Source organism: Nostoc sp. FACHB-280 (assembly GCF_014697615.1).
Lineage (GTDB): Bacteria > Cyanobacteriota > Cyanobacteriia > Cyanobacteriales > Nostocaceae > Nostoc_B.
The window spans coordinates 1-15783 of the sequence record NZ_JACJSD010000001.1; the positions used below are offsets into that span (position 1 = coordinate 1).

The 15783-nt window shown below is 39.3% G+C and carries 10 protein-coding genes and 1 riboswitch; of the genes, 7 read left to right on the forward strand and 3 right to left on the reverse strand.

Annotated features, from left to right (window positions below):
- Positions 1 to 1587: 1587 nt before the first annotated feature.
- Positions 1588 to 1845: an acyl carrier protein gene (acpP, locus tag H6G75_RS00010; protein WP_190978288.1), complete on the forward strand. Its 258-nt coding sequence runs from the start codon at positions 1588 to 1590 to the stop codon at positions 1843 to 1845.
- Positions 1846 to 1965: 120 nt separating this feature from the next.
- Here acpP and thiC read toward each other — a convergent pair whose 3' ends face one another.
- Positions 1966 to 3339: a phosphomethylpyrimidine synthase gene (gene thiC, locus H6G75_RS00015; protein ID WP_190977979.1), complete on the reverse strand. Its 1374-nt coding sequence runs from the start codon at positions 3337 to 3339 to the stop codon at positions 1966 to 1968.
- Between the two features lie 7 nt (positions 3340 to 3346).
- Positions 3347 to 3443, reverse strand: a riboswitch (TPP riboswitch).
- An 85-nt stretch (positions 3444 to 3528) separates the two neighbouring features.
- Positions 3529 to 4401: a phosphodiester glycosidase family protein gene (locus tag H6G75_RS00020; RefSeq protein WP_190978289.1), complete on the reverse strand. Its 873-nt coding sequence runs from the start codon at positions 4399 to 4401 to the stop codon at positions 3529 to 3531.
- Positions 4402 to 4520: 119 nt separating this feature from the next.
- Here H6G75_RS00020 and H6G75_RS00025 point away from each other — a divergent pair, with 119 nt between their 5' ends.
- The 4 genes from H6G75_RS00025 (at position 4521) to H6G75_RS00040 (ending at position 10202) form a co-directional block, all read left to right on the forward strand.
- The gene (locus H6G75_RS00025; RefSeq protein WP_190977980.1) at positions 4521 to 5138 is read left to right on the forward strand and encodes an rRNA large subunit pseudouridine synthase E; all 618 of its coding nucleotides are present in this window, start codon (positions 4521 to 4523) and stop codon (positions 5136 to 5138) included.
- A 190-nt stretch (positions 5139 to 5328) separates the two neighbouring features.
- A complete protein-coding gene (locus H6G75_RS00030; RefSeq protein ID WP_190978290.1) occupies positions 5329 to 6621 on the forward strand; it encodes a PAS domain-containing sensor histidine kinase in 1293 nt (430 codons plus the stop codon).
- Between the two features lie 244 nt (positions 6622 to 6865).
- Positions 6866 to 8854 carry a serine/threonine phosphatase gene (locus tag H6G75_RS00035; protein WP_190977981.1) on the forward strand — a complete coding sequence of 663 codons (1989 nt, stop codon included), beginning with the start codon at positions 6866 to 6868 and terminating at the stop codon, positions 8852 to 8854.
- Positions 8855 to 8942: 88 nt separating this feature from the next.
- Entirely contained in the window at positions 8943 to 10202 is a 1260-nt protein-coding gene (locus tag H6G75_RS00040; RefSeq protein WP_190977982.1) for a protein kinase domain-containing protein, read from the forward strand.
- 123 nt (positions 10203 to 10325) lie between these two features.
- On the opposite strand, the gene H6G75_RS00045 is transcribed toward H6G75_RS00040, so the two are convergent.
- The gene (locus tag H6G75_RS00045) at positions 10326 to 10544 is read right to left on the reverse strand and encodes a DUF4327 family protein (RefSeq protein ID WP_062291811.1); all 219 of its coding nucleotides are present in this window, start codon (positions 10542 to 10544) and stop codon (positions 10326 to 10328) included.
- A gap of 776 nt (positions 10545 to 11320) precedes the next feature.
- Here H6G75_RS00045 and H6G75_RS00050 point away from each other — a divergent pair.
- On the forward strand, positions 11321 to 11707 hold the full coding sequence (locus tag H6G75_RS00050) for a tetratricopeptide repeat protein (protein ID WP_190977983.1): 387 nt from the start codon (positions 11321 to 11323) through the stop codon (positions 11705 to 11707).
- Positions 11708 to 11759: 52 nt separating this feature from the next.
- The gene (locus H6G75_RS00055) at positions 11760 to 15764 is read left to right on the forward strand and encodes a methyltransferase domain-containing protein (protein ID WP_190977984.1); all 4005 of its coding nucleotides are present in this window, start codon (positions 11760 to 11762) and stop codon (positions 15762 to 15764) included.
- Positions 15765 to 15783: the final 19 nt, after the last annotated feature.

The following is a 15783-nucleotide window of genomic DNA, read 5'->3' on the forward strand; positions in this document are numbered from 1 at the left end:
TCCAGTTTTAAGGCTTTTTGTAGTTTCTCTATTTGCTGAGAAGTTAAATGATTTTTTGCTGGCATTATTCCTTTTTTTTACTTAATTCAGCTTTCTATTATACACAATTTAAATGCTGAACAGCTTAATTTCAAATTTAGTATGCCCAGATTTTAGGCAAAATTCACCTATGTACCGAGTAATTACGGTTATTTACACCTTTGTAAACAAGCTAGTGTAGAGCCAACTAATGTCTAATAATCTAAGAAAATGCAGTTCCAATTTGCTCCTGTGATTGAAGCTGGGATTCAAGCTGGTAAATATGCCCAAGTCTTGAGTAATGGTGTACCAATAGCTATGGCCAGAGATAATATTACTGGACAGTTTGTTGCTCATGCTATTGGTGCTACGGTCAAAAATAGTCCTCTATCGCCACTGTTAGTTGCGTCTCAATTAATTAGCAGTGGAGCGCAAATGTATCAAATGAATAGAGGATTTACAGAAGTTCTCAATGGCTTACAAGTTATGCAATCTACTTTAGGAGTATTACAAGCTACTACTGCATTAATTGGAGTAGGAACAGTAGCAGGTGTAGCTTTGACTGCCATTAACTTACACCAAACTTTAAAACTGCGAAAAGAAGTTGAACAAATGCGCCTTGAGGTTAAAAATGGCTTTATTGACTTAAGGCAAGCCTTAAAAGACCAAGGGGTAGAAATTAGGCAAATAATTGAGCAGATATCCCAAGATATTAAATTTGAGCAGCATCGTGTGGTTTTAGTTCGGGCTTATGGATTATTTATACAAGCTATAAATCGCTTTCGTTCTGCGATGCAATTACAAGATTTAAGTCGTAGAAATGCTGAAATCGATGGCGCACGGGAGATGTTGTTTACAGTTTTGGCAGATTATAATAATCCTCATTTGTTGGAAGGAACCTGTGTTGCTGGTCAGCTTCGGAGAATGGAATGTTCTTGGGTAATTGAACAGGCAATTATTACAACTTATCAAGTACAAGATGAGAAATTAGCAGTGAGCGATTGCCTCTGTCAACTTCAAGATAAAATTCGTCAAGATAGCATTACTGTGATTAATCACTGCGACTCACACGATGAGCTTGATTTTCTTTTTCCTGAAATTAATCGCATTTACAACCATGATTTAGCAGTATTAGAATCATGGAAAAATCATATTAATTGGACAGCTTCGCTCCCTACATCCGAATTAAAACTTTTAAGTAGTGCTGATATAACTAATGCTAATTTCATATATAGTAACGATATCAATCTAGCAACACCACCAGAACAGTTAATCTACGAAAATCTAGCCGAAAAATCTCACTTCTATTCTCTACGCGACCAACTATTGTTTTTGTTTGATGCTGGCATACGCGAAGAATACGAACTATATATTAATCAACAAGCTGTAAAGACAGGATATAAAACTTTAGTCTTATCTAATTTGCAACAAGCATCAGATTTAGCTGTAGCTAATCTTTATTATTACTTTCAGATTAAAGATGAATCTGAAGATGAAACAAAAATACATTTAGAAGAGAACTATCAATCTATTCAAGCAACTAAAGTAAACCTAGACTTGGATATATCTATCAACAGCAATTTTAAAGAGAGTTTATTTCAAAAAATTAAAGTAATTATAGCTGAACAGTTAGTAGTAGATGTTAATAAAATCACCAGGAATACTAATTTTATTCGAGATTTAGGAGCAGATTCTTTAGATGCAGTAGAACTCATCATGGCTTTTGAGGAAGAATTTGAAATTGAAATTTCTGATGAAGTTGCTGAGAAAATCACACATGTTCAACAGGTGGTTGATTATATTAGTCAACAAGTCGCTGTTAAATAATATTGATATAGCCAGTTAACATTGCAACGCAGAGGTTTGCAAAGGAAATCGCAGAGGAACGCAAAGTTTTCTCCGCGATACTTTGCGTTTACCTCTGTGTACCTCCGCGTTTCAAAATATTTAAACTTGAGTCACCTTTTCCCTATCCAAGAACTTCTCTAGTTCTGTCAGTGCATCAGCATCAACTTTAGTTTGCATAGGACAGAACTTAGGCCCGCACATTGAACAAAACTCAGCAGTTTTATAGATGTCTGCGGGTAAAGTCTCGTCGTGATATTCCTTCGCTCTTTCTGGGTCGAGGGATAATTCAAACTGACGGTTCCAGTCGAAGTTATAACGAGCTTTCGAGAGTTCATCGTCTCTGTCTCTTGCTCCTGGGCGATGTCTGGCAATATCGGCGGCGTGGGCTGCTATCTTGTAAGCAATTAACCCATTACGAACATCTTCAGCATTCGGTAGACCTAAATGTTCTTTTGGTGTGACGTAGCACAGCATAGCTGTTCCATACCAGCCAGCCATTGCTGCGCCAATAGCAGAGGTGATGTGGTCATAGCCAGGAGCAATATCTGTTACCAAAGGCCCCAACACATAGAATGGTGCTTCGGAACACTCTTCCATTTGCTTGCGGACGTTAAATTCAATTTGATCCATTGGGACGTGTCCAGGCCCTTCTACCATGACCTGTACATTATGTTCCCAAGCTTTGCGAGTTAACTGTCCGAGGGTTTTTAATTCTGCCAATTGTGCAGCGTCGGAAGCATCATGGGTACAGCCAGGGCGCAGAGAATCACCTAAGCTGAAGGAAACATCATATTTCTTGAAAATTTCAATGATGTCGTTGAAGTGGGTGTAAAGTGGGTTTTGTTTGTGGTGATGCAACATCCACCGTGCCAAAATACCACCACCACGAGAAACTATTCCTGTGATGCGGCTTCTGACTAAAGGCAAATGCTCCATCAAAATGCCCGCGTGGATGGTTTGATAGTCTACCCCTTGCTGGGCGTGTTTTTCGATGACATGGAGGAAGTCGTTGGCGGTGAGGTTTTCAATTCTGCCGTGGACGCTTTCTAATGCTTGGTAGACTGGAACTGTACCAATGGGGACGGGTGAAGCGTTAATAATCGCGGTACGAATTTCATCTAAGTTACCGCCACCTGTGGACAAGTCCATTACGGTATCAGCGCCATACTTCACCGCCAACTGTAATTTATCTACTTCTTCTTGAAGGTTAGAGGAGTTGGGTGAAGCACCGATGTTGGCATTGACCTTACATTTAGAAGCAATGCCAATAGCCATCGGCTCTAGGTTGGTGTGATTAATGTTAGCTGGGATAATCATTCGTCCCCGTGCTACTTCCTCACGAATCAGGTCAGCAGGAAGATTTTCCCGTTGAGCAACGTAGTGCATTTCTTCGGTGATAACACCCTGACGTGCGTAGTGCATTTGAGTTACATTGCTCTGCCCACGCCGCTTGGCAACCCATTCTTTCCGCATGATTGAAATCCTCAATAAACAGCTTCCCTCCGCTGGTATTACCCAGACTCAGGTGTTAAGGGTGTGATCTCAGCCTGAAATCTCAGGCACCCCTAGCATGGATGTAGATTGTACCATTTTGCTTACGGTTGAGGACAAGGGAGTTAACAATTTATGAGGTGTGGAGGAGTGCGATCGCACCTCGCCTTGCTAAACACCAGATATTTTCGGGCGATCACCTTGTTGAAATTTCATCCAATCTTGTTTTAAAGCTGCTGGAGCCGGATTCTTGGCATCATAGACAACAATGACATTGGTTAGGGGTCTGCCAGCCGGGACTAAAATTTTATTGTTTGCTGCTAAAGCTTTGGAAGCACCACCATCTAAATTCATCGCTTCGTGACAGCCGATGGCTTTCATAGCTTGTGCTGTTTGCTGCAAACTTAAGCTACTGTCAAAATTTACCAAAAATAATTTTTTGCCGTCGGCGGGGAAACCAATGGCTGTACGTGCGCCTTTACCTAAAACATGAGGATCTTTAAATCCTTCTAGTCCTGGGTTGAGCCAAATTTGTCCCTGTCTTAACAATCGGGGGCCGCAGGTAAGAGAAAACCAATGTTGATGCCATTCTGGTTTACCATCCGCCCGTGCGGTAATCATTTCTGGTTGATTGCCAACTCGCAAACCCAAGGTAGTGCCGAAATTTTCCCATTGGCTGTATTTCAGAAATCTACCGCCTGCTACCATATTACCCATCACTGTTTTTTGGGCATTTTTGGCGAAAAAAGTCCCGTTGGCAATCACAGCAGCACGATAACGAGATACGATTTTGTTAAATTCCTCATCTCCACTACTTTTCTGCTGTGTGTTAGCAAAAGTGGCATTCTTGGCTAAACCAATGGTGATGAAAGTTTGGGGGTCAGTCAGGTCAATAATTGTCTGATAAAAAGAAATGCCGTTTATTTTGGCTTTTTTAATTTGGACGGTTTGAGCAGTGGCGGGAAGCTCCCATGTCAGTCCTTTGACTAAGGAAGCACCACTCAGGAACAAGAAAGAACGCCGACAAATCTTAGAGTTCAGCATCATCAACTCATCTTTATCTGTTTTTATTAAAATTCCCAAATTTTTGCATAATTTCACTCAATCAACCCTGTTAAGTCTAAATTGAGGCTTCTAGGAGTAGCAAAAATCCATAATATCTAATGACCAATAGCTTTCGGTATTTAATTTTTCACAAACCCTACGGTGTCCTCAGTCAATTTACGCAGGAAACACCAAACCATAGTACCCTCAAAGATTATATTGATGTGCCTGATGTTTATCCGGTGGGGCGTTTGGACTGGGATAGTGAAGGGTTATTACTGTTGACAAACGATGGAAAATTGCAACATCGGCTTGCTGATCCGCGTTTTGGCCATCAGCGAACTTACTGGGTACAGGTAGAGCGGATTCCCGATCCAGATGCTATAACCAAATTGCAAAGGGGTGTAGAAATCAAAGATTACCGCACTCGCCCTGCCCAAGTGAGGCTGTTAACCGTAGATCCACCAGTGGGCGATCGCCACCCACCCATCAGATTCCGCAAAAATGTACCAACGGCTTGGTTAGAAATGACTTTAACAGAGGGCAAAAATCGTCAGGTGCGGCGAATGACTGCGGCTGTAGGGTTTCCCACGTTGCGACTAATTAGGGTAAGCATAGCCCATCTCAATTTAGACGGACTACAACTCGGTCAGTGGCGTGACTTGAGCGCATCGGAACTTAAATTACTACTAAACAAGTCTTCTGAATCTAAAACTAAAAAGTCTCAATTCTCTTAATTAATAAATAGATGTAAATAAACGTGAGAATTAATCTGTGAATGTCAGCTATTCAAGGAAAGCATTAAAAACTGGGAAAGATATTTTTTGCCTGTAATTGGCTAAATTCTGCCAAAAAAATTATAATAAACTTTTTTTGTTCCCTTTCCCTATTAATGAACGTTAGCCTGTGAGTACAAGTTTAGGTTTTATGAGCTTAAATCAGCGATCGCTCTGGCATCAAACACACACACAACAAGATACCTTGTCAGCTTCTCCGGCTCGCTTGGAACTTGTGCCTGAACGCACCTCGGATTTAGAACTATACACAGCAGATATGCTGCGGCGTACACAAGCAGAACTCCAATGGTATCGCAGCCTGTATGAACAGACTCCAGCAATTTACTTGAGTGTGAATGCAGCAGGGACAATTCTTTCTGTCAACCAATTCGGTGCTAACTTGCTGGGTTACAAACCAGAAGAATTAATCACAACCTCTGTATTTAATTTACTGGAATTCTCAGACAGACAAAGATTATCAGAAACATTCATTGAACTGTTCAGTGCTGTTCATCCCAAACACTCTATCAAGGCAGAATATCGCCTCCACTGCCCTAATAGTAAAATTACACAGGTGAAAACAACTCTCAAAATATTACCTGATGGTGAATATCCTGAGAAAAGTCCGGTAATTTTAATGGTGTGTGAAGAAGTGAGCCAACCAACTAACCAAACTGCAATGCAGGTACAGTTGGCAGAAATGGAAAGTCTGACTCACCTCAAAGAAGAGTTTCTCAGCACAGTTTCCCATGAACTCCGCACACCACTGACAAACATGAAAATGGCAATTCAAATGTTAGGAATTGCACTACAGCAAGAACAAAATTTTTCGCAGGAAATGGCCAAGCCGCCAGCCGAACGCTCAAAAGCAGCCCGCTATTTTGCAATCTTAGATAACGAGTGTGAACGAGAAATCAATCTGATTAATAACTTTCTGGATTTACAACGTTTAGATAGCAACGGTAAACCTTGGGTACTGGAAACTATTCAAGTCCAACAATGGCTGTGGCGAGTTGTAGAGTTATTTCACGCCCGTAACCGAGGTATATGTAAACAAAAAATTCACCTACGTATAGCTCCGCATCTACCGCCATTGGTTTGTGATCCTTTTAGCCTAGAGCGCATCTTTATCGAACTGCTGACTAATGCCTGCAAGTTTAGCCCTCCAGATGCCGAAATCACTGTTTCTGCCGAATTAAATTCCCAAAATATGCAATTTCAAGTAATTAATTCGGGTGTAGAAATCTCTAGTTCGGAACTACCACATATTTTTGAAAAGTTCTACCGCATTCCCAGTAATGACCCGTGGAAGCAAGGTGGTACAGGTTTAGGATTGGCATTAGTGCAGAAATTAATTAAGCAATTAGAAGGAACGATCGAGGTAGAGAGCGGGTCAAATCGTACTTGTTTTATGGTGCAATTACCATTGCACCATAAAATATAAAAAGGGGTGTAATTATACCAGTTTCTAACTGAAAAATTGCTACTACCCTTGGACAAGCGCAAAATTTATTTGCATTTATCTGAAATATTTAGCTAATATGCGTCACAATTAATACTGCCACCAACATTCACTCGTGAAACCACAATCTCTTGTAGGTCTACTGTAGGCAGGGGCAGTTAATTGTGGCACTTTGGATATTAGTTGGCTAGAAGCACCTTGGAACGGGAATAAAGGAACTTCCACTATGCTGATTTGCCCTCAGTGTAAATTTGAGAACCCCAATGCTAATAAATTTTGCCAAAACTGTGGCACCTCCCTGACTCATCATGCTTGTCATGAATGTGGTATGGAAGTGCCATTAAATGCTCAAAATTGCCATAACTGTGGTGCTGAATGTGGAACAGTTTGGTGGGCAATTGTCACTAAGGAAGAAGGCGGGGACTGGGAATTAGGCAGTTGGCAAGATGATCAGGATGATTTACCAACTTTACCTCTTTCCACGGAACATACTTTACCTCTGGCGGCTAGACCTGTGTTGAAAGCAGGTTCTTACATTGATAAAGAACAACGCTATCAACTGCTAGAACCTCTAGCAATCTTTGATGACAATGGCAACCAGAGTGAATTTGGTGTACGAGTTTTAGATTGTCAACCGTATCAAATATCACCAATTGAAGCAATTTTAGATAATCAAACCCAAGGATGGCTCTCCGCAACGGCTCCAGAGATTGGCATTCCTAAATTAGCTAAAGCTTACGTACAATTACAATCAAAATGCCAAGTAGAAATACCAGCTATTCACGATGCTTGGCAGGAAGGAAATACCCAGGTTGTCTTAATTGAAGACCGTTCTGATTGGCCGCTGTTAATTGATCTGTGGAAAGAAGAAACAACAAGCTCGTTACAAATTTTACATTGGTTTTATCAAATGACCCAACTTTGGGCAGTATTGGAACCTGTGAAATGTCGCCAAAGTTTGTTGGATTTGTCGAATCTGCGCTTGGATGAAGACCAAACATTAGCTTTGGCAAGATTGCACAGGGAGAGTGACGCAGAAGCCGATGACATAGCCGAAGACGAAACATTATCACTAACAGAACAGCCGTTTAGTGTAAAAGTTTTGGGGGAAATTTGGCAGGAATTATTTAGACAGTCTCAACGTACACAGTTTGGTGCGGTATTGCAGATTTTGGAGGATTTAAAACTAGGGAAAATTCAAATGATTGCCCAGTTGCGATCGCGCCTAGAAGCGATCGCCTCAGACCTAGAAACCTCAGCAATTCCTAGTTTTTCTCCAACCGCTCACCAACATCCCACTGCACCCACGGTCATTCAGCTAGAAGATGATCCAGATGAAGACAGTTCTGGAAGAAGCGACGACTTACCCACCATCGTGCTGTCAATGCAATTAAGCAGTCTAGAAGATGTGGGATGCACTGACGTAGGTCGTCAGCGTCAACACAACGAAGATTACTTTGGCATCGACACGAAAATTGAGAAGCTAGAATTGCCAAGAAACCGGATCTACCAAGCCCGTGGTTTATACATTCTCTGTGATGGGATGGGTGGTCATGCTGGTGGGGAAATAGCTAGTGAATTGGCTGTTAACACTGTCAAACAATACTTCCAAGAATTTTGGCAAAATAACCAGCGCCCAACCGAAGCAAATATGCGCGAGGCTGTTTATTTAGCTAATCAAGCAATTTATCAGCTAAATCAACAAGATGCGCGATCGGGCATTGGTCGGATGGGTACAACTTTGGTAATCTTGGTAATTCAAGATACCGAAGCTGTAGTTGCTCATGTGGGCGATAGTCGTCTCTACCGTTTAACCCGCAAACGCGGACTAGAACAAATCACTGTAGACCATGAAGTTGGACAGCGGGAAATTGCACGGGGAGTAGAACCCAGCATAGCTTATGCACGTCCTGATGCTTACCAATTAACCCAAGCTTTAGGGCCGCGTGACGAAAGCGCCATCTATCCTGATGTAGAATTTTTTGACATTAATGAAGATAGTTTACTAATTCTCGCCTCTGACGGTTTATCAGATAATGATTTACTAGAAACCCACTGGAAGACTCATTTACTTCCTTTATTAAGTTCTGGTGCTAGTTTAGAACGGGGTGTTAACGAGTTAATTGATTTGGCAAACCAAAAAAATGGTCATGACAACATTACTGCAATACTTGTACGGGCTAAAGTTCGACCAAACATGGACAGTCAAAAGTAAAAAGTCAAAAGGTAAAAGTCTTTTTACTTTTGACTTTTAATTTTTAACTTTTTAATTTCTACTCCCTATTTTTTATGCAGGTTTGATTGTGGTTATTGTGACACTGTTAGAACCGCAACACAAAACACCCCTGAAACAGTGGTGCTTTGATAACTCCGCCGTCATTCGTATTGGTCGAGCGGCAGACAATCATGTGGTTTTATCCGATAGTTTGGTTTCCCGACATCATCTAGAACTCAGGCAAGTTAGTACTGGTAACAATGAAGAATCTTGGCAGATATATAGTCAAGGTACAAATGGTACTTTTCTCAATGGCATTTTGGTAATTCAAAGTCCTCTACCTCACAATGCAGTTTTACAACTAGCACAGGGAGGGCCAATACTGCAATTTCAAATTCAGGAGATATCGCCAGCGGCCAATGCAGAGTCAGAAAATTTGGCTGGATTTGTGTCGGCAAATCAAGACCCTGCTAGGGCTGCTTACTCTTGCACCCATGAAGGTAATTCTCCGCAAAATTTATTTTGTATTCATTGTGGTCAACCTCTTTCAGTGCAACAGACGATTCGTCAATATCAGGTGTTGCGAACTTTAGGCCAAGGAGGTATGGGAACCACTTATTTAGCTTGGGATACAAAAGGGTGGATGAGTGGAAATCCGCAACTTTTGGTCTTAAAGCAAATGAATGCTGATATGGCGAAAATTGCCAAAGCCCAAGAATTATTTGAGCGAGAAGCCAATACGCTGAAATCTCTCCATCATCCAGGTATCCCCAAGTATTATGACTTTTTTGTTGACGGTGGCAAAAAATACTTGGCTATGGAATTAGTACATGGGCAAGATTTAGAAAAACGAGTCCAGATGACTGGGCCTGTAACGCCTAGCCAAGCGATCGCCTGGATGATTCAAACCTGCGACATTCTAGACTATTTGCATAGCCAAGAACCACCACTGATTCATCGTGATATTAAACCCGCTAACCTGATGGTGCGAAATGCCAATAATCACATTGTGGTGCTAGATTTTGGTGCCGTGAAAGAAATTGGCACAACACCAGGTACGCGAATTGGTGCAGAAGGTTATTGCGCCCCCGAACAAGAACGGGGACAACCTCTGATTCAATCAGATTTATATGCCATTGGGCCAACACTAATTTTTTTGCTGACTGGGGAAAATCCTTTTAAATTTTTCCGCCAAAAAGGACGAAATTTCCGGTTTGATGTGGCTAACTCTCCCACGATTACACCCCAAATCAGAGAGGTGATTGAACGTGTTACCGAGCCATTACCACGCGATCGCTATCAAACCGCTAGGGAATTAGCCAATGCTTTAACAGCTTGCAAGGTATAGATGGGGAGTGTGGAGTAGTTAGAGGAAGCTGTGCAGGGAGCAGAGGGAAAATTTCCTTCCCAATGTATCCCTGCTGTTTCTCTGCCTTGTCTACCTTGTCTTCCCCATCCCCTGACTTATTCCCTACTCTTCATCCCACGCTTCCACCGCCAACAGTTCACTGATTGGGTCTTGCATACTGAAGCCAAAGTCCAACAGTTCCTGTTTCCAGTGCTGCCAGTCATTGCCATAGAGAAAGGCAATTTTCCAAATGCTATCAGTGGGTTTGATGATATTTGATTCTACGAGTGATTGCACGTTACGCTGCAATTTCACCATTGGGTGAATTACTTGCTGAGTCATAACCTATGATTGAGTTCAGATTTCGTTTAGGTAAATGCTTAATCAAAACTGCTTTCCGCTTGGCAATTATTATCGATGCGTAGAGCGTTGGAATTGGTAAAGCTAGTCTTAACTTTCTAACTATACCATAACAAACCCTGCTTGTTTTGGCATAAATTCGGTTTTGTACGGTAATTACCACCACAAAACTGACATTTTTACTCACAAGCGATCGTCTATGCGTCACGAAAAAATTAACTGTTTTGAAAGTTGCATTGATAACACAAGTTGAATTTGCAGAATTTTATCTACATCAGCCATGAGCATGTGAGTACTTGTTAGAAAAACAAGGATTTTAGGCTGGTTTAAGGTCGTTTAAGACACGGCCAAGGAGAGTTTACCGCGTATATTTTAGACGTAATATACAATATCGCAAACATCTGAAGTTAGATAGATTTATTACAAAAATTTATAAAATATTAATTTTTTAGCAGAGATTAAACTGTGGCTTAGGGGTATTTCAACACACCTAGCACTTATGTACAAGGCGTGAGGATGTAAAGGTTTTGAACACCGACACCGTTCGGTTGAAGCTCACGACGAAGCCTTATCTCCCTCATCTTCCTCGTCGCCCTCGTCCAAAATGATTGCAAGTCCCCATTCCAATAATTCTTACGTACTGCCTGAATAATTTTCAAAACTTTACAGCCATAATGTTAGTTCCTCTAGGGGTCTGGGTACTCTGATAACTGGAGGCTTGCTGGTATCTCAGTATTTTTCACAGCAACTATTGAGACATGTCTAGTTCTGGGGATGACTATATTATTTCCCGCCAAAAGAAAATTGAGCGAAAGAAACGGATTTTAACGGTAGTAGGTTTAGCCTCTTTCGTTGGTTCTACTGTATTTGGTGTGATTAGTGGAATACCACAAGCTCATCAGCAGGCTCAGAAAAAGAATGTATCTATTGAGTCTTCCTTACAGGAAAAAGCACGGGGTTATGAACTAGTTTTACAACGAGAACCAAACAACCAAGAGGCTTTAGAAAAACTAGCTATAGCCAAATTAAATTTAAAAGATACCAAAGGAGCGATTGAGATTATGGAAAAGTTGGTCAAGCTACATCCTGACAGGCAAGATTACAAAACTGTTTTAGAGCAGGTAAAAAAGCAGCAAGTTAAGTAAAAGAAAGCCTCTATTTAAAAATAATATTGTAATTATTTAGGTAGATAAATATATGACAAAAAAACTTACTCAGTCTAATATTTCCGAGTGCCAAGAAAAATTTAATCTTTCTTACCATGTAAACTTTGCTTTATGGTGTGAAGAATTAGTAGGGTTTGCCAATAAAGATGTTTTAGAAGTTGGTGGAAGTCTCCCTCAAGAATTTGTATTTGATTATTTACACGCTAAATCGTGGACTGCTGTTGAGTCTCCCGAATATGAAGATGCTCTTAAAGGAGTTAGTAATATTTCACAAGCTTCGATATTGCGTCATCTATCGAATGAGGAAAAATTAGATTTTACTGAGAATAAAAATATAAATGATGATAAGTACAAATTTTATGCAGCAAACATAGAAGAATTACCTCCTGAATATTATAATCAATATGATTTAGTTTTTTCTATAGCTGCATTTGAACACATTCATAAATTTTCCACAGCCTTAGAAAAAATGTTTTTATCCTTAAAACCAGGAGGTCAGCTTTTTTCAGTTTTCTCTCCTATTTGGTCTGCCCATGATGGACATCATTTACCTACAATTACAGACTCTAAAGGAAGAAGTTTTGATTTTCAAAACTCTCCGATTCCTCCTTGGGGACATCTATTAATGCGTCCTCCAGAGCTTTGTCATCATCTTTATCAATTTACAGATAAAGAAGCGGTAGATTTAATGATGTATCACGTTTATAATTCTGGACATATTAATCGTTTTTTCACCGAGGATTATCTAGAATTTATAAATCAAAGCTCTTTTACAATTAAAAGATTTGATCCAATAGGTTTATGTTCAATACCTAAAGAGATTCAGCAGCAACTTGAAACTTTATATCCAGGAAGAGAGTATTTTGCGAATAATGGAATCTTAGTAGTTTTAGAAAAACCTCAAAATTCAGAAAAACAAATTCAATCACAGTTAGATACCAAAGTTTTATTTAATCAAATCCATCCTCATAGAAAGGAAGAATCCAGTCATGCCAAAACAGAAAAAGTATTAGGAAATGCTCATAAAGAAAGTGATTCTGTGGGTGCTAGTCTTGCTGTGTGCATGATTGTGCAGAATGTAGAAAATACACTAGCTATTGCTCTCGAATCTCTACAAAATATTTATGATGAATTAATTATTGTTGATGGTGGCAGCACTGACTCTACTTGTGAAATAGCTTTACGTTATGGAGCAAAACTCATACATTCTCAATGGCAAGGAGATTTTGCGTTACAAAGAAATATATCTTTATCTTATGTTACATCTGATTGGGTATTTGTTCTAGATGCAGACGAATTCATTGATAAAGTAACTTTAGATTTTTTGCAATATATTAAAACAACTTCTAGCAAGGAAACAGATAATTTCTGGCTTCCAAGAAAATGGATTACTCCATTTAGCCTAAAGCATTATATTTCTAGTTCTCCACACTATCCAGATTGGCAAGGTCGTCTATTTAAATATTCTAACAGTGTCACCTATAAAGGACGTATTCATGAACTTCCTCAAGGATTTAATGCTCCAGCAAAAGGTTTGCATCATCTGAGTATATATCATCTAGATTTATTGGTGAATAGTGAATCAAAGCGAAAACAAAAAGTTCTGAAATATTCTGGAATAACATCACAAGGTGGAATGCCACATTTCTATTTACCAAATTTTAAAAATGTGCAGAAACAAGCCTGGAATCTTAATCAAATATTACCTGTGGTACAAAACTTAATTCAAGATATACCTATGAAATGCAAAGTGTGCGAATCTGATACACAACTCTTTGCTAAAAGTATTGTCCTCGGTCAGTATGAAGTTGATTATTTTCAATGTTCTGATTGTGGATTTGTGCAAACAGAAGAACCTTATTGGTTAGATGAAGCTTACTCGGATGCTATAGCTCGTACCGATGTTGGTTTGGTGTTTCGTAACAACAATTTATCACGTAGAACTGCTCATATAATAGTAAATCTTTTTAATCATGAAGCAAAGTTTTTAGACTATGGGGGTGGCTATGGTCTATTCGTGAGGATGATGAGAGATTTGGGGTTTGATTTTTATTGGGATGATAAATTCTGCACCAATTTATTTGCTAAAGGTTTTGAATTTGATTTAGATAACAATGCTACTTATGAATTAGTAACTGCTTTTGAGGTATTTGAGCATTTTAGCAATCCCATAGAAGAAATTGAAAATATTTTAAAAATTTCCAAAAATATTTTATTTAGTACGGAAATTTTACCTGAAAATAATCCTAAGCCTAATGAGTGGTGGTATTATTCACCTCATGATGGGCAGCATATCTCTATATATACAGTTAAGACTTTATCAAAAATTGCAGAGAAGTATAATTTAAATTTGTACTCAGATGGCTCATCTTTACATCTATTAACTGAACAAACTTTACCTCCAGAGTTGTTTAATAGTCTTTGCTATTCGCCTATAGAACCATTCAATAAACAGTCCCTACTTCAAAATGATTACTCAAAAGCAGTCTTTTCACTCATTAGTAGGCATAATAACAGTTTTATCAAGGTTAATGAAGGTCATGAATATAGTACGAAAAATCCAACAATATTAGTAGATGGGGTGTTTTTTCAACTCTATCAAACTGGAATAGCTCGTGTCTGGAAATCTTTGCTAGAAGAATGGACTAATAATGGTTTTGCTCAACATCTGATTGTTCTTGACCGTGCTGGAACTGCCCCTAAACTTCCTGGAATTAGATATTTAAATATCACAAGTTACGATTATGATAATACTGATACTGACAGGGAAATGCTACAGCAGATATGTGATGAAGAAGGGGTAGATTTATTTATTTCTTCTTACTACACAACTCCATTAAAAACACCTTCTGTATTCATGGCTTATGACATGATTCCAGAAGTGATGGGATGGAATATGGATAATCCTATGTGGCAAGTCAAACATGAGGCTATTCAGCACGCATCTGCTTACATTGCCATTTCGGAATATACAGCGCGTGATTTATCAAACTGCTTTCCTGAAATATCTGTAGAGTCTATTACTGTTGCTCATTGTGGAGTTAGTAGCACTTTTTCGCCAGCAAAATCTGAAGATGTTAATAGTTTTAAATCGAAGTATGGCATTACAAAACCTTACTTTATTTTAGTTGGGGCTGGTAATGGTTATAAGAATGGGGTGCTATTCTTTCAAGCATTTTCTCAGCTTGCTAATAGCTATGGATTTGATATTGTTTGTACAGGTAGTGGTGGGATATTAGCAGCAGAATTTAGAGCTTGTACATCTGGTAGTTCTGTTTATATGTTGCAACTTAGTGATGAGGAATTAGCAACAGCTTATTCTGGTGCAATGGCGTTGGTTTATCCTTCTAAATATGAAGGATTTGGGATGCCAATTGTGGAAGCAATGGCTTGTGGGTGTCCGGTAATTACTTGTCCTAATGCTTCAATTCCAGAAGTAGCAGGAGAGGCGGCAATATATGTGAAGGATGATGATGTAGATGGAATGGTAAATGCTTTATGTGATATCCAAAAGCCGAGAATTCGTCAACCATTGATTGAGGCTGGTTTGGTGCAGGCGCAAAAGTTTTCTTGGTCAAAAATGGCTAATATCGTCAGTTCTAGTTTGATTAATGCTAGTCTGTTGTCTTTGAATTTGAAGGAAATTAATGTTATTATTTTCCCTGATTGGTCGCAATCGGAAGAGTTACTTGGTTTAGAATTGGAATCTGTAATTAAGGCGATCGCAACTTATCCAGATAGTCAAAAAACTACTTTATTAATTAACACCAGTAATATTTCTACTGAAGATGCAGAACTGTTACTTTCTGGCATCACCATGAATCTTTTGATGGAAGAGGATTTAGATATCAGCGAGGGATTAGAAATTGCTTTGGTTGGTAGTTTAGCAGATATTCAATGGCAAGCTTTATTACCTCGTCTCAGCAGCCGAATTATTTTAGAATATGAAAATAAGGCAGTTTTGGCAGAACTCCCAATAGAGACACTACCAGCTTGTGTACTAGAAAGCTTTATTAATCAACTTTGTGTTTTATAAAGTTTGAACTAACAGTTTG